Annotated in this window: 18 protein-coding genes and 1 pseudogene; 7 read left to right on the forward strand and 12 right to left on the reverse strand. The window is 67.4% G+C overall.

Annotated elements, in window-relative coordinates; genetic code table 11:
• Window positions 1–30 precede the first annotated feature (30 nt).
• Window positions 31–1,224, forward strand: coding sequence for an acyl-CoA dehydrogenase family protein (locus G6N60_RS07820; protein WP_163734894.1), 1,194 nt, complete (start codon window positions 31–33; stop codon window positions 1,222–1,224).
• Window positions 1,225–1,226: 2 nt separating this feature from the next.
• Here the strand turns inward: G6N60_RS07820 and G6N60_RS07825 are convergent, their stop codons facing one another.
• On the reverse strand, window positions 1,227–2,228 hold the full coding sequence (locus G6N60_RS07825; protein ID WP_163734897.1) for an acyl-CoA dehydrogenase family protein: 1,002 nt from the start codon (window positions 2,226–2,228) through the stop codon (window positions 1,227–1,229).
• Between the two features lie 43 nt (window positions 2,229–2,271).
• Between G6N60_RS07825 and G6N60_RS07830 the strand changes: the two are divergent.
• Window positions 2,272–3,375, forward strand: a pseudogene (locus G6N60_RS07830) (AMP-binding protein); the annotation flags it as partial.
• Between the two features lie 3 nt (window positions 3,376–3,378).
• On the opposite strand, the gene G6N60_RS07835 reads toward G6N60_RS07830, so the two are convergent.
• From G6N60_RS07835 to G6N60_RS07845, 3 genes are read right to left on the reverse strand one after another with little or no spacing between them, the layout of a single operon-like run.
• Complete coding sequence (locus G6N60_RS07835; RefSeq protein WP_246241184.1) at window positions 3,379–4,491, reverse strand: cytochrome P450; 1,113 nt, start codon at window positions 4,489–4,491, stop codon at window positions 3,379–3,381.
• 59 nt (window positions 4,492–4,550) lie between these two features.
• Window positions 4,551–5,348, reverse strand: coding sequence for an SDR family oxidoreductase (locus tag G6N60_RS07840; protein WP_163743624.1), 798 nt, complete (start codon window positions 5,346–5,348; stop codon window positions 4,551–4,553).
• A gap of 13 nt (window positions 5,349–5,361) precedes the next feature.
• Window positions 5,362–6,192: a mycofactocin-coupled SDR family oxidoreductase gene (locus G6N60_RS07845; RefSeq protein ID WP_163734903.1), complete on the reverse strand. Its 831-nt coding sequence runs from the start codon at window positions 6,190–6,192 to the stop codon at window positions 5,362–5,364.
• 180 nt (window positions 6,193–6,372) lie between these two features.
• On the opposite strand from G6N60_RS07845, the gene G6N60_RS07850 reads away from it, so the two are divergent.
• Window positions 6,373–7,200: an enoyl-CoA hydratase/isomerase family protein gene (locus G6N60_RS07850; protein ID WP_163734906.1), complete on the forward strand. Its 828-nt coding sequence runs from the start codon at window positions 6,373–6,375 to the stop codon at window positions 7,198–7,200.
• A gap of 79 nt (window positions 7,201–7,279) precedes the next feature.
• Here the strand turns inward: G6N60_RS07850 and G6N60_RS07855 are convergent, their stop codons facing one another.
• From G6N60_RS07855 to G6N60_RS07870, 4 genes are read right to left on the reverse strand one after another with little or no spacing between them, the layout of a single operon-like run.
• Complete coding sequence (locus G6N60_RS07855) at window positions 7,280–8,059, reverse strand: SDR family oxidoreductase (protein WP_163734911.1); 780 nt, start codon at window positions 8,057–8,059, stop codon at window positions 7,280–7,282.
• A gap of 9 nt (window positions 8,060–8,068) precedes the next feature.
• Window positions 8,069–9,163 (reverse strand): acyl-CoA dehydrogenase family protein, encoded by a 1,095-nt coding sequence (locus G6N60_RS07860; RefSeq protein WP_163734914.1) that lies wholly within the window; start codon window positions 9,161–9,163, stop codon window positions 8,069–8,071.
• On the reverse strand, window positions 9,160–10,308 hold the full coding sequence (locus G6N60_RS07865; RefSeq protein WP_163734915.1) for an acyl-CoA dehydrogenase family protein: 1,149 nt from the start codon (window positions 10,306–10,308) through the stop codon (window positions 9,160–9,162). Before G6N60_RS07865 ends, G6N60_RS07860 begins: the two co-directional genes overlap by 4 nt.
• 10 nt (window positions 10,309–10,318) lie before the next feature.
• Window positions 10,319–11,182, reverse strand: a complete 864-nt coding sequence (locus G6N60_RS07870) for an SDR family oxidoreductase (protein WP_163734919.1) — start codon at window positions 11,180–11,182, stop codon at window positions 10,319–10,321.
• A gap of 106 nt (window positions 11,183–11,288) precedes the next feature.
• Between G6N60_RS07870 and G6N60_RS07875 the strand changes: the two genes are divergently transcribed.
• The 3 genes from G6N60_RS07875 to G6N60_RS07885 are packed head-to-tail and all read left to right on the forward strand — an operon-like array spanning window position 11,289 to window position 14,483.
• The gene (locus G6N60_RS07875) at window positions 11,289–12,515 is read left to right on the forward strand and encodes a Zn-ribbon domain-containing OB-fold protein (RefSeq protein ID WP_163734922.1); all 1,227 of its coding nucleotides are present in this window, start codon (window positions 11,289–11,291) and stop codon (window positions 12,513–12,515) included.
• Complete coding sequence (locus tag G6N60_RS07880; RefSeq protein ID WP_163734924.1) at window positions 12,512–13,672, forward strand: thiolase C-terminal domain-containing protein; 1,161 nt, start codon at window positions 12,512–12,514, stop codon at window positions 13,670–13,672. The genes G6N60_RS07875 and G6N60_RS07880 overlap by 4 nt, the downstream gene beginning before the upstream one ends.
• A gap of 1 nt (window position 13,673) precedes the next feature.
• Window positions 13,674–14,483, forward strand: a complete 810-nt coding sequence (locus G6N60_RS07885; protein WP_163734927.1) for an enoyl-CoA hydratase/isomerase family protein — start codon at window positions 13,674–13,676, stop codon at window positions 14,481–14,483.
• Window positions 14,484–14,495: 12 nt separating this feature from the next.
• On the opposite strand, the gene G6N60_RS07890 is transcribed toward G6N60_RS07885, so the two are convergent.
• The 4 genes from G6N60_RS07890 to G6N60_RS07905 form a co-directional block, all read right to left on the reverse strand.
• Window positions 14,496–14,885, reverse strand: coding sequence for an acyl-CoA thioesterase (locus tag G6N60_RS07890; RefSeq protein WP_163734930.1), 390 nt, complete (start codon window positions 14,883–14,885; stop codon window positions 14,496–14,498).
• A 9-nt stretch (window positions 14,886–14,894) separates the two neighbouring features.
• Window positions 14,895–15,977 (reverse strand): serine hydrolase domain-containing protein, encoded by a 1,083-nt coding sequence (locus G6N60_RS07895; RefSeq protein WP_163734933.1) that lies wholly within the window; start codon window positions 15,975–15,977, stop codon window positions 14,895–14,897.
• Window positions 15,978–16,136: 159 nt separating this feature from the next.
• Complete coding sequence (locus G6N60_RS07900) at window positions 16,137–16,775, reverse strand: TetR/AcrR family transcriptional regulator C-terminal domain-containing protein (RefSeq protein ID WP_163734937.1); 639 nt, start codon at window positions 16,773–16,775, stop codon at window positions 16,137–16,139.
• Window positions 16,776–16,845: 70 nt separating this feature from the next.
• Complete coding sequence (locus G6N60_RS07905; protein WP_163734940.1) at window positions 16,846–18,165, reverse strand: acyl-CoA dehydrogenase family protein; 1,320 nt, start codon at window positions 18,163–18,165, stop codon at window positions 16,846–16,848.
• Window positions 18,166–18,347: 182 nt separating this feature from the next.
• On the opposite strand from G6N60_RS07905, the gene G6N60_RS07910 reads away from it, so the two are divergent.
• A complete protein-coding gene (locus G6N60_RS07910) occupies window positions 18,348–19,436 on the forward strand; it encodes an amidohydrolase family protein (RefSeq protein ID WP_170312547.1) in 1,089 nt (362 codons plus the stop codon).
• The last annotated feature ends 77 nt before the right edge of the window (window positions 19,437–19,513 follow it).

Consider the following 19,513-nt stretch of genomic DNA (forward strand, 5'->3'; position numbering starts at 1 on the left):
CGAGTTCACCTTCTAGAGGAAGACGCAGACGTGGAATACGGCATGGGCCCGGAGCTGGAGGCCTTCCGCGCCGAGGTGCGCGCGTTCGTCGAGGATTTCGCGCCACCGATACCGCCGCGGGCGGGGGTGCGCAGTGCCGAGAACGAGGCGGAGTTCAAGGCGCTGCAGGACTGGACCGCTCGACTCTTCGAGGCGGGCTACGTCGGCGCGGACTGGCCCCCCGAGTACGGGGGCCGTGACGGCCGCTCCGCCGAACACGCCATCGTCGTCGGGGAGGAGCTGGCGCGCGCCGGCGTGCCCGGCGTCCCGAGCGGCAATGCCCTTGCCTCCCATGCGCTCATTCACTACGGCACCGATGAACAGCGCGCCGCACACCTACCGGAGATCCGCGCGGCACGACAGCAGTGGTGCCAGCTGTTCAGCGAGCCGGGTGCCGGTAGCGATCTCGCCTCGCTGCGCACGAAGGCCGTGCTCGACGGTGACACCTACACCGTGACCGGTCAAAAGGTGTGGACCACCGACGGCCACTGGGCCGACTACGGATATCTGTTGGCGCGCACCGACTCCGAGGCTCCCAAGCACAAGGGCATCAGTGCGTTCATCCTCGACATGCGCAGCGCCGGCGTCACGGTTCGCCCGCTGCGCGAGCTGACCGGCACGTCGGACTTCAACGAGGTCTTCTTCGACTCGGTCGAGGTGCCCGCCACGGCGATGATCGGCGCGCCGGGGCAGGGCTGGGCGATCGCGAACGCCACCCTCGGGCACGAACGGACCGGAGTCGGCGCCGCGGTGGTCAAGTTGCGACTGGCCATCGATGGGCTCATCGATCTCGCCCGTCGCACCCAACTCGACGGTCGCCCCGCCATCGACAGCGACCGGGTGCGCGACCGGATCGGCGAATTCAGCGCCGAGGTCGAAGCGCTCTCGGCGCTGACCTACGCCAACCTCACCCGCTGGCAGCGCGGCAGGGAGCGCATGCACGACGGCGCGATGGCCAAGCTGATGTTCAGCGAGCTCAACCTCGAGATGGCCCGCTTCGCCCTCGAAATGGGCGGTGAGACGGGCGTCTTGGTCGAGGGCGACCCCGACGTGCCCGACGGCGGCCGTTGGCAGGACGAGTGGCTCTACGCCCGCGCCTACACGATCGCCGGGGGCAGTTCGGAGATCATGCGGAACCTGATCGCCGAACGCGGACTCGGCCTGCCGCGGGAGAGGCGCAGCTGATGTCAGGCCGTGACGAGCGCTGCGCGGTGTTCGGTGACCGTGCCGTCGAAGGCCTCGTCGACCTTGATCCTGCGCAGCAGCAGATGCAGGTCGTGCTCCCAGGTGAATCCGATGCCGCCGTGCACCTGCAGGGCGGTGCCCGCGACCCGCGCCGCGGCCGACTTCGCATAGGCCGCCGCCGCGCTGGCGGCACGCGTCCGAGCGGCGCCCGTCGCGGTGTCCAGCGCGAGGGCACCGGCCCACAGCGCCGCCCTGGCGGCCTCGACGGCGAGGAGCATGTCCGCACAGTGATGCTTGACGGCCTGGAACGATCCGATGGGCACGCCGAACTGCTCGCGCTGTCCGGCGTATTCCACCGTCATCTGCAGCAGCCGCTCGGCCGCGCCGAGTGCGTCGAAGGCCCGGTGCACGGCGAGCGCGTCCCTGACGAAACCGACTGTGCCCGTGGGCACTGTGTGCCATTCGTCGATCACCCCGTCGGATGTGAGCCTGGCCCACGATCGGGTGAGATCCAGGGTGGCCATGGGGGTCGTCGTGGGCGCGGTCGAGACGGCGGCGAATTCCTCGTCACCGACGAGTCCGACGATGGCGACGGCGTCGAGGTCGGCCGCCATCGGCACCGGGCTGCTCGCTCCGGTCAGGCGCAGCGAGCCGCCGTCGGCCGTCGCGTCGGCGCAGCGGGCCAGTCCGACGAATTCACCGCGCGGCAGCCCACTTTCGTTGAGCAGCCACGTGGCGAGGGCCACGTCCGCGATCGGCAGCGAGCTCGCGGCGTGGCCGTGTGCCTCGGCCACGACGGCGAGATCCACGTGCGTGCCGCCCATCTCGGGAGTGAGCAGCGACAGCAGTCCCGACTCGGCCGCATGGGCACGCGCGTCGGGGTCGACGGTGATCGGGGCGCCGTCCAGCGTCGCCCGGACCCGGGCGATCGGATCGTGACGGGTCAACCAGGATCGCTCGGCCTCGGCGAGTTGATCCTGCTCCTCGGTCAATCCGAAGTCCATCGGCCACACTCCTTCACTAGGTTGACCTAGTAAACCATGTCGCGTTGCCGATCAACCGGCTACGCCGATCTCCGACGAGAGTGAAGGGGATCTGCTGCAGTACTCGTCGGGAACCACCGGACGCCCGAAGGGCATCCGCCGCGAGCTGACGGGTCTCACACCCGCCGAGGCCCCCAACATCATCGCGCCGCTGCTGAGCGCCGTTGGCATCACAAATGATTCGATCTACCTGAGCCCGGCGCCGCTGTACCACACCGCACCGTCGTTCTGGTCGATGGCGGTACAGTCCCTCGGCGGCACCACGGTGGTGATGGAGAAGTTCGACCCCGAGGCGGCACTGGACTGCATTCAGCGCCACGGCATCACTCACGGTCAGTTCGTACCCGCGATGTTCGTTCGAATGCTGAAACTGCCCGAGTCCGTGCGCGCGTCCTACGACGTCTCCAGTCTGCAGCGAGTGGTGCATGCGGCCGCGCCATGCCCGGTGGACGTCAAGAAGCAGATGATGCAGTGGTGGGGGCCGATCATCGACGAGTACTACGCCTCGTCGGAAGCCGTTGGCGCGTCGTTCATCCGCGCCGAGGACTGGCTCGAGCATCCCGGCTCGGTCGGCAGACCCCTCGTCGGCATCCCGCACATCCTCGACGAGAACGGCGAGGAACTGCCACCGGGCCAGCCGGGCGAGATCTACTACGAGGGAGGCCATCCCTTCGAGTACCTCAGGGAGGAGGCGAAGACCTCCGCGGCCCGAGACCCGCACGGCTGGGTGACGGTCGGCGACGTCGGCTACCTCGACGAGGACGGTTACCTCTACCTCACCGACCGTAGGCACCACATGATCATCTCCGGCGGCGTGAACATCTACCCGCAGGAGGCCGAGGATCTGCTCATCGGTCATCCAAAGGTGTTGGACGCGGCTGTGTTCGGCATTCCCGACGACGAGATGGGGCAGTCGGTCAAGGCCGCGGTGCAGACCGTCGACCCCGCCGACGCCACCGAGGCGTTCGGCACCGAACTCCTCGCATGGCTGCGTGAGCGGCTGGCGCACTACAAGTGTCCGCGATCGATCTCGTTCGAGTCGCAGCTGCCGCGCAGCGATGCCGGCAAGCTCTACAAGCGATCGCTCGTCGACAAGTACTCGGGCTGACGATCAGCCCAGCGTGAGCGGCACCGCTGCCAGGGAGAAGGTGTTGGCGGGGAAGACGATGTGCGGTTCGTAGCCGGGCTGAACGGAGAACTCGGGAACGCGCTTGAGCCACTCCTCGACCACGAGCGTGAGTTCCAGACGCGCCAGGTGCGACCCGAGGCAGCGGTGCGGGCCGCCGCCAAAGCCCCAGTGCCGGTGTACCTTTCCGTCCAGTACGACGTCGTTCGTGGAGATCTCGTCGCTGTCGTCGCGGTTGATCGCGGCGATGCACAGCCGCACCATGGTGTCGGGTGGCAGCGTGACGTCACCGATGGTGACCTCTGCGGTGGTGACGCGGGGCACCATCGGTGCGGGCGGCTCCAACCGCACGATCTCCTCCACGAAGACCCCCATCTGGTCGGGGTCGTCGCGCAGCCTGGCCCGCAGCTCCGGATTGCGGGCAAGTTCGAGGAAGGCCGAGCTCATCGCCGCGGTGACGGTGTCGAGGCCGGCGAGGACGAAGAGGAAGGCCAGGCCCATGATCTCGGCGTCGTCGAGGGGTTCGTCGCCGGTGAGCAACTGCGACAGGATGTCCGGCCCCGGGTTCGCCCGCCGCGCGTTGATCGCCTCGGTCAAATAGGTGACCAGTTCGAGCGCCGGCGTCAGGTCCGCGTCCTCGAGCGAGGGCGCCTCGGAGATCGCGATGACCGACGTCTTCCACGCGACGAGCCGGTCGCGGTCCTCCAGCGGCAACCCGAACAGCGTGAGGAACACCTGTGAGGGATAGGGGATCGCGATGTCGGCGACGACCTCGCACTCGCTCTGCGCAGCGACCCGGTCGACGATCGCGATGGCCTGTTCCTGCAGCGACGGCAGCATGGCCTTCAACGTGCTGGGACTGAAGAAGGGCTGCAGGATCTTTCGGAACCGGGTGTGCTCCGGGGGGTCGAACGAAATCGGTACCAGGGGAAGTGGGCTGCCAAGCACGTCGAAGGCCTTCTTCGACGAGAACAGCCCGGGGTCTCGCAACGCGGCGAGGACGTCCTCGCGATGGGTGAGGTAGGCGATTCCGTCGACCAGCACGACCCGACCCGCGTCGCGCAGCACCTTCCAGCCCTCGCCCCGGTCGGCGGCCATCGGAAGGCTGGCGAAGGCGAGTTCGGGTGCGTCAAGGGTTTTCACGTGTTCTCCTAGGGTTAGAACGCCGAGCGGTGCAGTCCACCGTCGACCTCGATCCAGCTGCCGGTGAGGTATCCCGCAGGCTCCGAGCAGAGATAGGCGATAAGCGACGCGATCTCCTCGGGCTTGCCCATGCGGGCCGCGGGTACCCGGGCCTGGGTCAGCATGAAGTCGCGCCGCTCTTCGTCACTGCTGGCGCCCAGATGCTGCTGAAGGTAGGCCAGCGCGTTGTCGGTCTCGATCCAGCCGGGTGCCACGGTGTTGACCGTGATGCCGTAGCGGGCGTATTCGTCGGCCACGGTCTTCAGCAGGCCGATCGTGGACGGTCGACTGGTGTTGGCCACCGCATGGTGGATGTTTCCCGCCGGCTCCTTGGCGGTCGCCGACCCGATGTGGACGAAGCGGCCCCAGCCGGCGTCCTTCATCGCCGGGAGTACCGCCTGCAGGAGCACGATCTGGCTCATCGTGTGCGACTCGAAGGACTCGCGATACACGGTGACGTCGGTGATGTCGGCGAAGTCTCCCGGCCGCTGGTACTTCGCCTGGCCGATCACGATGAGGGGCGGGCCGTGCTCGGCGGTCACCTCGCGGACCGCATCACCCACCTGGTCAGGATTGCCGACGTCGGCGACGACGCCGATCGCGGAGCCGCCCGAGTCGCGAATGGTCTCGACCGCAGCGTCGACGTCGGCCTTCGTGCGGGCCATCACCGCGACCCGAGCGCTCTCGGCGGCAAGGTATTTCGCGACCTCGAAGCCGATTCCCTTGCTGCCACCGACGATCAGCGCCGACCGGTCCTCGATCCCGTAGTGCATGGCGGGGTGCCGGCTAACCGCGCCGCACGTCCATGCCCGCATCCACCTTGAGCATGCTTCCCGTGAACGAGCGGCCCGCATCGCTGATGAGGAAGATGATCGCGTTGCTGACGTCGCGGGGTTCGATCAGCGGGATGTCGGGCAGCGCCGTCTGCACCGCGTTGACGATGTGGGGACTCTCCTCGATGACCTTGAACAGTGCGGGATTCTCCAGGATCATCGGCGTCGCACAGTTGGTCGGCGCCACCGCGTTGACGCGGATGCGGTCGGCCGCGAGCATGGCCGCGTAGGCGCGGACCAGGCCGACGATCGCGACCTTGGACATCAGGTACGAGTCGCTGCCGCCGCGGCCGTCGGTCAGGTCCAGGAGCGCGATCATGGAGCTCGTCGCGACCAGATTGCCGCCTTCGCCGCGCTCCTTCAGGTGCGGAATCGCGACCTGGAAGGCGTTCCACACGCCGATCAGCATGATGTCCAGGCCCAGCCGCAGCGCCTCGGACGCGTCGCGTTCGTCGGCGTTGGTCAGGACCACCCCGGCGTTGGCGAGCACGGTGTCGATGTGGCCGAACCGCTCGACGCCCGCGTCGAAAACCCTTTGCACTGCGGCCAAGTCGCGGACGTCGGCCTTCTCGAAGTGCATCTCCTGGCCGGTCTTCTCGACCAGGCGGGCGGTCTCCTCGAGGTCGTCGTAGGTCGCGAGCTTGTAGGGGACGACGTCGAGGTCCTCACAGATGTCGAGCCCGACGATGTTCGCACCCTGTTCGGCGCACATGACGGCGTGCGATCGACCCTGTCCGCGGGCAGCGCCGGTGATGAAGACGACCCGGCCATCGAGAGAACCCATTTACTACCTCCGTGTTAGATCACCATCGGCCGCCGGATCGGGCGGGCTATCGGGTATGCGTAGTGACGTGCACCACGTCGGATGCTACGCCAGGCGGCTGAAATCGTACAACTATATGGCTGATTAGGGGCCATACTATGACAGTCGACTGTCACCAATGCAATGGAGGAGATCCCACACATGTCCGCAAGCCTCAACGGCGGCCCGCGTCCACCCGACGGCGACTGGTTGGGAACGCCCTACCTGAGATTCGAACGGGAGGGCGCCTTCGCGATCTGCACCCTGGACCGACCGCAGGCGCGCAACGCCATGACGCCGGCGATGTACTTCGGCATCCGGTACGCCATCAGCCGCGTCAACGCCGACCCCGATCTCGCGGGTCTCCTCCTCACCGGCACCGGAGACGTCTTCGCGCCGGGTGGTGATCTGGGTCAACAGGCCGAGGACAACTGGATGGACTTCGCGTCGACCATGGGCATGGACGTCACGCCCTTCGACGTCCTGCGCCAGTCGCCGAAACCGGTGGTGTCCGCCGTCAACGGACTGTGTCAGGGCGGCGGACTTCAGATCGCCATGTGCAGCGACCTCGCCGTGGTCAGCGACCGGGCGACGTTCCGGGTGCCCGAGCTGTACCGCGGAATCGCCGACACCTACTACAGCCAGGTGTTGGCGCGCATGATCGGACCCGTCCGCACCAAGGACCTGATGTTCACCGGGCGGACGCTGACCGCCGAAGAAGCCGTGGACTGGGGCATGGTGGCGCGGATGGTGCCCCACGACGAGCTGATGAGCACCGCGAAAGAGCTTCTCGCCCAATGCTGCCGGACGGCGCCCGCGGCACGCGGCACCGTCAAGGCGAGTCTGGACAACTACCTGGGCCTGTTCGACCGAATCGGCATGCAGACCAGTCTGTTCGGCCCCGAGGCGCGGGAGGGCTTCCGGGCGTTCAAGACGAAGACCTCACCGACGTGGGTGCACCCGGAACTCCAGACCGAGGGCCGCCTCTAGCCTGGCCGCCGACCGTGTAGGTCGTCGTCGAGAATTCCTCGATCCGTCGACGATTGCCCACACGGTCGGCGCGTTCGCCTTACTTCGGGGTGAAGCGCTGCGCGCCGTCGAGACGCATGACCTCACCGTTGACGTAGCCGTTGGTGAGCAGGAAGACCGCTGCGTCGGCGTACTCGTCCGGGGCGCCGAGGCGCTTGGGGAAGGGGACGTTGGCGGCGAACTTGGCGATCGCCTCCTCGCCGACCGACTCCATGATGGGTGTCTTCATGGTGCCCGGTGCGATGGTGTTGACGCGGATGCCCGCCGAGCTCAGGTCGCGGGCCGCGGCGATGGTCAATCCGATGACGCCGGCTTTGGCTGCGGCGTAGGCGGTTTGGCCGATCTGTCCCTCGTAGCCGGCTATGGACGCGGTCAGGACCAGTGCGCCCCGCTCACCGTTCGACAGGGGCTCCGCTGCGGCCACCGACGCCGCGACCAGCCGCGCGATGTTGTACGTGCCATTGAGGTACAGGTCGATGGTCTTGGTGAACGCACCGAAGTCAGCCGGGCTGCCGTCGCGACCGACGATCCGCTGGGCCACGCCGTACCCGCCGTGCGCGACGACGGCGTAGCGCAGCCGACCGAGCTGGTTGGCCTGCTCGATGGCGCCGTTGATGCTGTCCTCACTCGTCACGTCGGTGCTGACGAAGATGGCCCGACTGCCGAGTTCGTCGGCCAGCGCCTTGCCCTTGTCGGCGGCCAGGTCGGCGATCACCACGCCGAGACCGTCGGCATGGAGCCGCCGGACCGTGGCCTCGCCGAGACCACCAGCGCCGCCGCTGACGATGGCCGATGCACCTTCGAACTGCTGTACCGTCACTTCTTCTCCTTATCTAGCGTTGACGTCGAACTGGGCCAAATCACCCGTCACCAGGTCCCACGGGTCGTGCGCGGCCAGCGCCAGCCGGCCGAGGCGGCGGGCGTAGTGATTGGTCGTACCGAAGTCGTCGACCCAGCTCTGCGCGCGCAGGGTGGAGAGCCACAGCGGATGCTCACTGGTCACGCCAATGGCGCCGTGCAGCTGGTGGGCGGTCGTCGTCACGGGGCCGACGGCACGTCCGACCGAGACCTTCGCGACCGTGACGGCGTAGTCGGTCACGACGGAGTCGAAGCCGTGCTCATCAGCCGCGGCCACGGCGAGTTCGACTGAGGCGCGGGCTCTTTCGATCTCGCCGGCCATGCCTGCCAGCGACTGCTGAACCGACTGGAAGGCACTGAGCGAGCGACCGAACTGCTGACGTTGGCGGGTGTGTTCCACCGATAGCATCGCAGCCGAGTCCAGTGCCCCGATGATCTGCACGCACCGCGACCACGCGCCGCGGGTCGTGAGCTCGTCGTCGACGGTGTGCTCGACCGCGTTCAATTGCGCTGCGAGCACGTCGAATTGGAGGGTGTCGCGGGGCTCGCCGGCGAGGTTGTGGTGCTGGGTGAGCGTCGTGGTGCTCGCGTCGAGCAGGCCGACGAGCGGGCCGTCGGGACCGCGGACCAGAAGCACGGGGGTGGCGGCTCGTCCCCATGGCACGCCGACGGCGGTACCGCGGATCCGACCGCCGGTGAACTCGCCGTCGGCGCGGGCCAGCGTCAACGGGCCGTCGGGCAGTTCGATGCCCGCCCGCCTTCCGAGCCACCCTGCGAGGGCGTCGGTTTCAGCCAGCGGCACGCCGCACGCGTGGCGGGCGAGCCCGTAGAACGTCACCGCCAGCTCGCGGGGGCCGGCATCGGCATCCGGCGCGCTGGTCAACCGGGCCAACCCGGTCTCGTCGAGGTTGCGCCACAGCTCGGCGTCGAACCGGTCGGGCAGGCCACGCCGTCCGAGCTGGGCGTCGAAGGAACGCCGCCCGAGATCGTCGACGAGAGAACGCAATTCGGCGATATCGTCCCCGCTGCCCTTCGTGGCGAACACGCCACCGGTGAGGATGCTCATCGCAGACCCATTCCCCGCGCCACCACGCCGCGCAGGACCTCGTTGGTGCCGCCGCGCAGCGTGAACATCGGCTTGTGCAGCCAGGCCGTCGTCGACATCGCCGCCAGCTCGGGATCGGGCGGGAGCGTCTCGACGAGGTCGGAGATCAACGCCACCGATTCGGTCTCGAAACTGGTCCCCAGATCCTTGACCAGTGCGGCCAGGTTCGCGGCGTCGCCGCCCTCGGTGAGGGCGCTCGCCACCGACAGCGAGAGTTGGCGCAGGGAGATGAGTCTCGCGAGGAGGTCCCCGACGTCGGCGGCCGTACGGTCGTCGCATTCGGGTCCCGCGCCGAGAGCCCGGATCGCCGCCAGCAGCAGCGGACCGGTGGACAGTATGCGTTCCGGGCCGCTGCGCTCGAAGGACAGCTCCGCGGTGACCTGATGCCAACCATTGCCCACCTCGCCGAGGACGTCGGCATCGGGGACGAAGACCTCCTCGAAGAGGACCTCGTTGAAGTGGTGTGCGCCCGACATCAACACGATGGGCTCGATGCGCACGCCGTCGGCGTCACACGGGACGAGGAACTGGCTGAACCCGGCGTGGCGGTGCTGGGTGTCCAGCGGGCTGGTTCTGGCCAGGACGACGATCTGGTGGGCGTGGTGCGCGCCGCTGGTCCAGACCTTCGATCCGGACAGCCGCCATCCGCCGTCGTCGCGCACGGCCCTGGTCTGCACCGCGGCGAGGTCGGATCCGGCGCCGTGCTCGCTCATGCCGATCGACGAATGGAGCGTGCCCGCGACGATGCGCGGCAGCAGTCGCTCCCGCTGTTCCTCGCTGCCGTAGGTGAGCAGGCCGGGGGCGACCTGACGGTCGGCGGTCCAGTGCGCCGCGACCGGCGCGCCGGTCGCGATCAATTCCTCGGTCACCACGTAGCGATGGAGGTGGCCGAGTTCGTGGCCGCCGTAGCGCTTCGGGATGGTCAGGCCGAGGAATCCCGCGGCGCCCAAGCGGGCCGAGAAGTCTTCGTCCCACTGGCCGAGCCAGGAGTCGACGGCGGGCTTCCATCCGAATTCCGCGCGGTCGGCCCGGAGGAAGTCCCGCACCTGCGCTCGCAGCTTGAGCAGCTCGGGCGCTCGGGCGGTCAGCTCGTCGTAGGAACTCAACGCATGACTCCTAGGTGGTCGGCAGCGGGGCTGCCGGGAGATAGAAGTTCGGCACGAGGTCTTCCTCGCGGTCGGCGAGGCGGTACCCCGAGAGGTCGTCGACGCCTTCGTCGCGCAGGATCTCCTCGTCGGTGTAGAAGTGGCCGGTGCACGCCGATGCCGGCCGCGTCACGAGTGCGTGTACCGCGTCGGCCATGATCTGCGGGGTGCGCGCCGTCGCGTTCACGGTCGCCTCACCCATGGCGACCAGCATTCCCGTACTGGCGACCGTGGTGGCCGGCCAGACGGAGTTCACCGCGATCGGCACGGAGGCGAATTCCTCGGCCCAGCCGAGGGTCAGCAGGCTTTCGGCGTACTTGCCCACGGTGTGCCCGACGTGGGCACCCACCCATCGCGGCTCCAGGCTCAGCGGGGGAGAGACGTTGACGATGTGCGCGTGTCGTGACTGCCGGAGATGGGGCAGAGCAGCCTGCACGACGGCGAAGGGCCCCTCGACGTTGATCTCCAGTAGCCGTCGCAGGTTCTTGGGTGGCAGCGTCGCGGTCGGCCGAAGGTCAAGTGCGCCAGCGTTGTTGATCACCACGTCGATCCCGCCGAACTCCTGCGCGACCTCGGCGATCGCCGCCGCGACCGCGTCGGCATCGCGAACGTCGCACGCCACGGGTAGCGCGCGCCCGCCTGCCTGCCGCACGGCGTCGGCCGTCTCGCCCAGCGTGCCCGCGATCTTCGGGTTCGGCGTCTCGGTCTTGGCCAGCAGCGCCACCTTGGCGCCGTCGGCGGCGGCGCGGACGGCGACGGCGGCGCCGATGCCCCGGCTGGCGCCCGTCACGACGACGACACGATCCTGCAGAGTCCGAGGATCGGTTCTGCTCATGGTTGGTCGGCACCTTCCGCCGTCGTTGGCCCGCTCACGCGAATGCTATAACTATATAGCTCATTCAACGTCAGTCCGTACCCACCACCGACCAAAGCGAGGGCTCATGACTCAGGTCGTCTCCATCGGGACCTACCTGCCCCCGTGGACGGTGCGCGGCCGCCGGGTCGCCGGCCCGGACGAGGATGCGTTGACGATGGCGGTCGCCGCTGGACGCGCCGCCGACCCGGACGCCACCGCGCAGCGCGTGGTCGTGGTGTCGCGGGACTTCCCACTCTTGGAGGGCGGCAACGGCGCCGTCCTCCTTGCAGCTCTCTCCCTGCCCGCCGACACCCCGGTGGCCGAGGTGCTCGGCGGCGCACCCGCGGTGCTCGACCAGATCGGCGCTGCCGGCGACGGCACGCTGGTGATCGCGGCCGACGACCACGAACGCGCGGCGGGCGCAGGCGCGGTGTTGGCCGGTGCCGGTGGCGTGGACCTGGCACCGGCGGCCCGCCAGACCCGGAGTCTGCCGTTGACCGCCCGCGGTCAGGACGGCGGTCGCCACGTCTACGCCGATCCCCGGCTGCAGCGCGAAGTGGGGGTGCATTCGACGCTCGACCGCCTCGGCTTGAGCGGTACGCCCGCGGTGGCTGCCGTCGCCGGCATTCCCGTCGCCCAACTCGGCAGGGGCTTCGACGCCTCGGGTGCACTGTCCGACGAGACCGACGCGGCGGCCGCGGTCATCCGCCTGCTGGCCGACGTGGTCGAGGCGGGCACGTCGGGGCTCCTGCTCGCGGTCGAACAGTCGAGCATCAGCGCCGCCGAACTCACCATCGACGGTGGGGTACCGAGGATCGTGCGCGACGAGGTTCCGGCCCGCGAGCTGCCGACGTTCCGCACCACCGACGGCATCGGCATTCCCATCTCGATGCCGGCCTATTCGCGCGCCTTCGAGCCGAAGATCCGTTGGGAGGCAGCGGTATTCGACGAGAGTCCGGGTATCGACTCCGCGCCGCAGTTTCCGCCGCGGCTGCGCGTCGACGACGCGGGGACGCTCGCCACGGAGTACCGGCTCGAAGCCCTGCCGCGTACCGGCACCGTCTACACCCACACCACCGTCCGCATCCCGGTGCCCGATCTGCCCAGTCCGTACTCGATCGCCGTGGTTCAGCTCGACGACAGTCCGGTCCGAGTGTTGCTCAAAGTGACCGGCGTGCCCGCGGGCGAGGCTACCGTCGGACAGGAGGGTGCGGTGGTGTTGCGCAGGGTCGCCATGCGGTCGGGCATTCCCGACTACGGCTACGCGTTCTGGCCGGGACGCGCTTCGGTTTCGGAGGGAGTCAGCGCATGAGGAACGTCGCGATGGTCGGCGCGGGCATGACCCCGTTCGCCGAGCACTTCGAACTCGGCATCAAGGACCTCATCCCAATGGCGTATGCCGAGGCCGTCGGGAACGTCGACAAGGGCATTCAGAAGGACGAGATCCAAGCGGCCTGGTTCGGCGAGCTGTCCACCACCGACGGCTTTCCGTCGGGCATCCTCGCAGATACCCTCGATCTCACCGACATTCCGGTCACCCGTGTCGAGAATGCCTGCGCCACCGGCAATGACGCGATCCGCAACGGAGTCATGGCCATCGCGTCCGGCCTCTACGACGTCGTGCTCGTCGTCGGCGCCGACAAGGTCCGGGAGACCTCGTCGACGACGACGTTCTGGGACTGGGCGGCGATGACCCGCGACAACGCCTGGGACTACCCACTGGGGTTGGTGGCGCCCGCGAACTTCGCCCTGCACGTCATGCGGTATCTGCACGAGTCGCCCGCGACCAAGGAGCACATGGCGATGGTGGCGGTGAAGAACCACTTCCACGCGTTGAACAACCCGAAAGCCCAACTGCGATATGAGATCACCGTCGAGCAGGCATTGGCCGCACCGATCGTGGTCGAACCCTTCGGCCTCTATGACTGCACGCCGCAGAGCGACGGTGCGGCCGCAGTGATCCTGGCGGCCGAGGACGTCGTGGATCGCTACACCGATCGGCCGGTCTGGGTACGTGGCGTCGGGCTCGGCATGGACCGGGTCATGCACCAGCACAAGACCGACATGACGACGTTCCCCCCGACGGTCAAGGCCGCGCGGGCGGCGATGACGATGGCCGGGGTGACGCCGCGTGACGTCGACGTGGCGGAGGTGCACGACTGCTTCACCGGGGTCGAACTCATCAGCTACGAGGATCTCGGCTTCGCCGAGCGCTTCGAGGGATACAAACTCGCAGAGGGCCGCGAGCACTACGTCGGCGGGTCGATGCCCATCAACCCGAGCGGTGGACTGAAGGCCAAGGGACACCCCCCGGGCGCGACCGGTGTGGCGCAGTGCTACGAATTGTTCAATCAGCTGCGCGGCGAGTCCGAGAATCAGGTCGACGGGGCGCGAATAGCCCTGGCGCACAACATCGGTGGGCCGACGGCGGTATCCGCCGTCACCATCCTGTCCAACGAGAAGGGCTGACATGACCACCTCCGAGATGGCGACCCTCGCGGGCTACGAGGAGTTCGCCCCGTGGCTGCTGGTGGAGAAGCGCGGCAACGTCCACGTCGTCAGCATCAACCGGCCCGAAGCGCTGAACGCCGTCACCGAAGAGGTGCACCACGCGTTCGCGACCATCTGGAAGGTGCTCGACGCCGACGACGACGTGAAGGCCGTCGTGACCACCGGTGTGGGCAAGGCATTCTCGGCCGGTGGCGACATGGTGATGTTCGGCCGCCTGATCGAGGATCAGGTGGCACGCACGTTCCAGATCCACGAGGCCAGGACGGTCTTCCTCGAGGTGATCAACTTCCCCAAGCCGCTGGTGTCGGCCGTCAACGGACCCGCCGTCGGGCTGGGCTGTTCGATCGCGCTGCTGTCGGATCTGTTGGTGATGGGGGAGAAGAGCTACCTGGCCGACCCGCACGTGGCGATCGGTCTGACCGCCGGTGACGGCGGAGCGGCGATGCTGCCCCTGCTGATCGGCATGATGAAGGCCAAGGAGTTCGTCCTGCTCGGCGATCGGATCACCGCGCCCATCGCCGAGAAGCTGAATCTGGTGACGAAGGTGGTCCCCGACGAGACCGTGCTCGACGAGGCACTCGCACTCGGTGAACGCCTGGCCGCCCTTCCACCGCAAGCACTTCGGTCGTCGAAGGTGGCTTTGAACATGCACCTGAGCCGGGCCGCGCAGGGTGTCTTGGAGTATGCGCTCGCCGAGGAGCTGGTGTCGTTCTCGACGCCGGAGTTCCAAGAGCGGGTCGCGGCGTTCCGGGCGCGGTCGAAGAAGTGACGTCGGGACGCGTCAGGAGCTGACCAGTTCATTCGCAAGGGAAGCGCGTTCCTCTGTCGTCCATGGGCGCGCGCCGGCGCGATCCTTGGCGAGCACCACCTGAACGGTACGCACCGTGGCGCAGCGATGGGTCGCCGTACTGATGACGCTGACCGAGGTGAAGGAACTCGTCCCGATCTTCTCGATGGCCGAGGTGACCTCGACGAGGTCGTCGAGCAGGACCGGGTGGTGGTAGTCGATCCCGTTGTGCACGACGACGATCGAGCTCCACGCCTCAGGAACGAGACCGTGCAGCAGACGATTTCGTGCCTCCTCGGCATAGACGAGGAATACGCTGTTGTTGACGTGCCCGGCGGGGTCGAGGTCAGTCCAGCGGGGTTCGATGCGAAGCGGGGCGGTCATGAGTCCTTCCTACGCGAGATCGCCTGCGAGATCTAGCAATACGATCGACAGATTCTTTCCCCAGCGGTCCAGCGCGTAACCCGACGCGGGGTAGCCGTTGGTGAGGAAGGCGAAGCTGACGCCCGTCACCGGATCGCAGAACGACTGCTGACACGGCGCTCCGCCATGGCCGAAGGTCTCCGGTGAACCCGTGGCAGGCATCCAGCCCTGCTGCCAGGATTCGCCGCGCACGGTGACGAACAGCCCCATCGAGATGGGGTGGTCGGTGCCGCCGTGCTCCAGCGGACCGTAGGCGGGTTCGCGGTAGCGTGCTCGGCTGCCCTCGGCGACTGCTTTCCGCGACCACACGTCGGAGTGCAGCATGCCTTGATAGTGCATGGCGACATCTGCCGCGGTGCCGACGATGCTGTGCGAAGGTTCGCCTCGCTCAAGCACTTCGGCCGATTCGAGGTACCACGGACCCCACACGTCTAGTTCATCGGCGCCGTCGCCGAGCAGCACCATGGGGGCGACATCACCCTGCTCCTCGATCGGAACGGCATCCTGCACCGTCAATCCGAGGGGAGTGGCAATCTGCTGCGCCAAATAGTCCGGTAGCGATAGCCCGGTGACGGCCTCCACGATCTCCCAAATCACCCACCCCGTCGAGGTGAGCGCGAACTGAATGCGGCCGCGCGTCTTGGGGTCGGGCTGCCAGCGCAGCATGGCCTCTAGCCGGGATTGCCGGGTGCCCATCCGCTTGGCGCCGAGTGGTGCATAGGCCAGCCCGGCGCGATGGGTTGCGACGTCCTCGAGGGTGATGCCTTCGCAGAACCCCGGAATCCACGTCGACACCGGTGCAGTGATGTCGAGATCATGCTCGTCGACCACCTTCCACAGCACGCCGGCCACGAAAGGTCGGCTCACTGACTGAAGTCGGTACCGCGTCGAGGGGTCGGCGTCACCAAAGGTCTCGAATCGGACGAGCTGACCGGCGTGCCCCACGGCGACCTGCGCGCTGGGCAGTCGACCCTCGGCCACCTCGAGGGCGGCGCGGTCCACCAGCAGCGCCAGCTTGGACTCGTCGAGGACCGAGGCCTGATCTGTACTCACTCTGCGGACTATACGTGTATAGGCGGTGTCGAGTTGCGAATTGCTCCGACTCTGCGTCCATGGTGCAGACGTGCGAGAGAGCGTGAGCCCGGGCCGCCCTGTGTGCAGAGTCGAATCTCCGCAGCCTCGGCGGTGTCGATCCTCAGCCGCTGAGTCAGTTCAGCCCTTGCGTGCCAAGCGAACCCGCAGACCGTCGATGATGGTGTCGACGCCGAACCTGAAGAAGTCGCGCCCCCCAAGTCCGGGGATCAAGGGCAGCAGCCTGGCGAGGGTCTCGTCCATCTCCTCGGGTTCCTCCCATTCGGCTCGCATGACGACCTGATAGCGCCCGAAGAGGTAGGTGTGAATCATCGCGTAGCCAAGCAGCACATCGGTATCCGAGAAACCCGCGTCCAGCAGGATTCCCATGATGCCGCGGATCAGTCGTCGGTCCGTGCTCTGCATGCGCGCGAAGAGGATTTCGGCAATACCGGGATGCTGGCGGAGCCTAGCGTCGATGGCTTCGACGACGGCCCGCAGGCGGTCTTCCCAGGAACCCGATTCGGCCGAGGGTAGTGACACCTCCGAAAGCACTTCTCCTGCAACGAGGTCGAGTAACTGCTGCTTGTCGGCGACGTACCAGTAGGGCGCCATCGCGGACCTGCCAAGTTCGCGGGACAAGCGTCGCATCGACAGCGCCTCGAGACCCTCGCTCCGAATGATTTCGAGTGCGGCGTCGACGATTTCCTTCTCGGTCAGGTTGGGCGGTTTTCCGCGCTTGGCCGGAGTGGACGTGGACGACGCCTCGCTGCGAGGCATATTCACGCTCCGTTCGTCACAGGGGAATCAGGGGAGTCATCTTAACGCGACGACTCCCCAGGATCGGGCCCTAGAGACCGAGCCGTTCCAACAGCCGTTCGTGGGACAGCGCGGGCCCGCCGAACAGGAGGGACCCGGACAGCGCCCTGAGCAGGAGGGCCTCGGTAGCCTCGTCGGGTCCGAGTAGCTCGGCGGCAGCGGTGGCGGCCCGCACCGCGGCGGCCGAACACCCGACGTGCGCAGCAGCCGCAGCCGTCGAGGCATCCGGGGAGCCCGCCGCGTCCTCGGCGAGGGCGCGACGCCACAGCGCGGCGGCCGCGACGTGGTCGAGCGCGACACCGGCAAGTCGGCTCTCGAGTGCCGGAGCATCGACGAGATCTTTCGAATGTGCGACGAGCATGCTCATCGCCTTCTCGATGAGGCCGACCTGTTCTGCGGCAAGGGCGGTCGTCGCGAGATCGATCACCCGCAACATCAATCGGCCGCCAGCGCCCTCGGTGCCCAGGAGGGTGGCGGGTGCGTCGGAGAACTCGATCTGCGCCAGCGGCCGACTCGGGTCCGCTACTTCCAGCGGTGTCACGGTGACGCCGGGGGCAGAGCCGTCGACTGCGAAGAGCGAGGGGCCCGCCGTGGATCGGGCGATCACGAAGTAGACGTCGGCACCCTCGGCTGCCGGCACGAACTGCTTGATTCCCGTTATCTGCCAACCATTTTCGACATTGGTGGCGCGGGTCTTGACCATCGCCGGATCCCACGATCCCGTCTGCTCGGCGACTGCAAGTGCGCCCTTGATGGAGCCGTTGGCGATTCGGTCCGCATAATCGTCGGCTGCGGTTCGGTCACCGATCACGGCGCGCAGGGTCTGCCAGGCCAACCCGATGTTGCCGTAGAACGGGGAGGCGCTGAGTGCATTGCCGTACCCGCGCATCGCCGCGCCGAGGCCCTGCACCCCATCCTGCGCGACGAGGTTCATCCACGTCGACTCGGCCGGGTAGTCGAGTTCTCGTGTCTGGTCTGCGACGTACTGGGAGGCGTGCGCCCGCACGTCGGCGAATGAAGCAGCGGCGGCGCGATCGAATCGGGCCGGATCGATCGCCTCGTTCAGGAAGTGCGGCCGGAGTTGGTTACCGGTGTCGGCGATGAGCTTCGGTCCCAGCACGGCCGCCACGAAGCGGGCGGCAGACGAATGGGCCCGCGCCCGGAGGGTGTCCACCGCAGTGGGGTCCTCATCGGATGACGCCGACCGGGCGGCGTCGATGTCTACCAGGAGGATCGCCAGGTCTCGACGTAGCGCCCGGTCGTCCCAGGTCCACGTGGAGCGCATCAGCGCGGAAAGGGTGTCGGAGGTGAGTAGTTCGTCGAATGCGATCTGTGCGGTCGGAGAATTCATCGCCGGGACCTCCTCTGATGATTGATGGCTTCGCGAGTCCGAGAAACCCTTATGCGTGGCTCAACGTTACAGTGTAAACTCAATTCCGAGCCCCGTGGCTAGGGGACTTCGCACTTAGAGGAGAGCCGACCGTGACGCAAGCTCAAGAACGTCCCGTAGATTCCGACGCGTCCACTTCGGAGGTGAAGAAGATCTGGGCGCACTCCGGAGATTCGCACGCCATGGAGCCGGAAGATCTGTGGACCTCGCGGCTGCCGAAGAACCTGGCGGACCGCGCACCGCGCACCGAACGCGGCGAGAAGTACGAGTTGATCTTCGTCGACGGCAAGCAGAAGAGCCGTCAGCTCAACGACTTCATGGACGCCATGCGGCCGCCGGGTTTCAAGGACCTGAAGATCCGTCTGCAGGACCTCGACCAGGAGGGGGTGTGGAGCCAGCTCGCGTTCCCTTCGACCGGATTTTGGATGTGCGACATCGAGGATCCAATCTTGGCGCAGGCCTGCAACCGAGCCTGGAACGAATGGGCGATCGACGACCTGATGGCCAAGCAGGACCGCATCTTCACCCCCGCATGTATTCCACTCGTCGAGCCAAAAGACGCTGCGGCAGAACTGGAATGGGCCGCCGGTCGGGGTTTTCAGTCGGTCTTCCTGCCCTGCACGATGCCCGCCAACAAGGACTGGGGGCTCGACATCTGGGAGCCGCTATGGGCAGCGGCCGCGGCGTGCAACATGCGGCTGGCGTTCCACATCGGCACCGGTGGTGAGACGGTCGTCTACCGCGGACCCGGTGGCGCAGTGGTCAACTACATGGAGACCACGTACCCGGGCATGCGGGTGGTGACCCACCTGGTGGCCAGTGGCGCGCTCGATCGCCATCCCGAATTGAAGGTCCTGATCGCCGAGGGCGGTGCGGGATGGGTTCCCGCCGTAGGTGATCGGATGGACGAGGCGTACCGCCAGCACGGCATGTTCGTCCGGCCACGGCTGAGCCGGCTGCCCAGCGAGATCGTCCGTAGCCAGGTCTATGCGTCCTTCCAGCACGACGTGAGCGCCGTGCAAATCATCGAGGACACCGGTTACGACAACGTGATGTGGGGTGATGACTACCCGCATCTCGAGGGCACGTACGGCCACACGCAGCAGACACTGCACGACCTGTTCGACGACGTCGATCCCCGGATCCAGGATCGCGTGCTGCGAGGCACCTTCGAGGAACTCTTCAAGGTGCCCACCATGAGCGAGGACAAGCGGGTCGACCTGAGCCGCTAGGTCTTTTGGCTCGACACTGAATCTGGCGACGCAAGGCGCGAGTCTTGCGTCGCCAGAATCAGTTTCGGTGGCGGTGT

Origin of the sequence: Mycolicibacterium madagascariense, from assembly GCF_010729665.1 — a bacterium.
Classification (GTDB): domain Bacteria; phylum Actinomycetota; class Actinomycetes; order Mycobacteriales; family Mycobacteriaceae; genus Mycobacterium; species Mycobacterium madagascariense.

Excerpts from the sequence above, each read along its gene's own strand:
- G6N60_RS07850 (WP_163734906.1), top strand. The coding sequence starts at position 6,373 with ATGTCCGCAAGCCTCAACGGCGGCCCGCGTCCACCCGACGGCGACTGG.
- G6N60_RS07835 (WP_246241184.1), bottom strand. The coding sequence starts at position 4,491 with ATGGCCGCCGACCGGGGCGAGGGCTGGAAGGTGCTGCGCGACGCGGGT.
- G6N60_RS07840 (WP_163743624.1), bottom strand. The coding sequence starts at position 5,348 with ATGCACTACGGGATCGAGGACCGGTCGGCGCTGATCGTCGGTGGCAGC.
- G6N60_RS07890 (WP_163734930.1), bottom strand. The coding sequence starts at position 14,885 with ATGACCGCCCCGCTTCGCATCGAACCCCGCTGGACTGACCTCGACCCC.
- G6N60_RS07825 (WP_163734897.1), bottom strand. The coding sequence starts at position 2,228 with ATGGACTTCGGATTGACCGAGGAGCAGGATCAACTCGCCGAGGCCGAG.
- G6N60_RS07845 (WP_163734903.1), bottom strand. The coding sequence starts at position 6,192 with ATGGGTTCTCTCGATGGCCGGGTCGTCTTCATCACCGGCGCTGCCCGC.
- G6N60_RS07900 (WP_163734937.1), bottom strand. The coding sequence starts at position 16,775 with ATGCCTCGCAGCGAGGCGTCGTCCACGTCCACTCCGGCCAAGCGCGGA.
- G6N60_RS07875 (WP_163734922.1), top strand. The coding sequence starts at position 11,289 with ATGACTCAGGTCGTCTCCATCGGGACCTACCTGCCCCCGTGGACGGTG.
- G6N60_RS07870 (WP_163734919.1), bottom strand. The coding sequence starts at position 11,182 with ATGAGCAGAACCGATCCTCGGACTCTGCAGGATCGTGTCGTCGTCGTG.
- G6N60_RS07860 (WP_163734914.1), bottom strand. The coding sequence starts at position 9,163 with ATGAGCATCCTCACCGGTGGCGTGTTCGCCACGAAGGGCAGCGGGGAC.
- G6N60_RS07880 (WP_163734924.1), top strand. The coding sequence starts at position 12,512 with ATGAGGAACGTCGCGATGGTCGGCGCGGGCATGACCCCGTTCGCCGAG.
- G6N60_RS07905 (WP_163734940.1), bottom strand. The coding sequence starts at position 18,165 with ATGAATTCTCCGACCGCACAGATCGCATTCGACGAACTACTCACCTCC.
- G6N60_RS07885 (WP_163734927.1), top strand. The coding sequence starts at position 13,674 with ATGACCACCTCCGAGATGGCGACCCTCGCGGGCTACGAGGAGTTCGCC.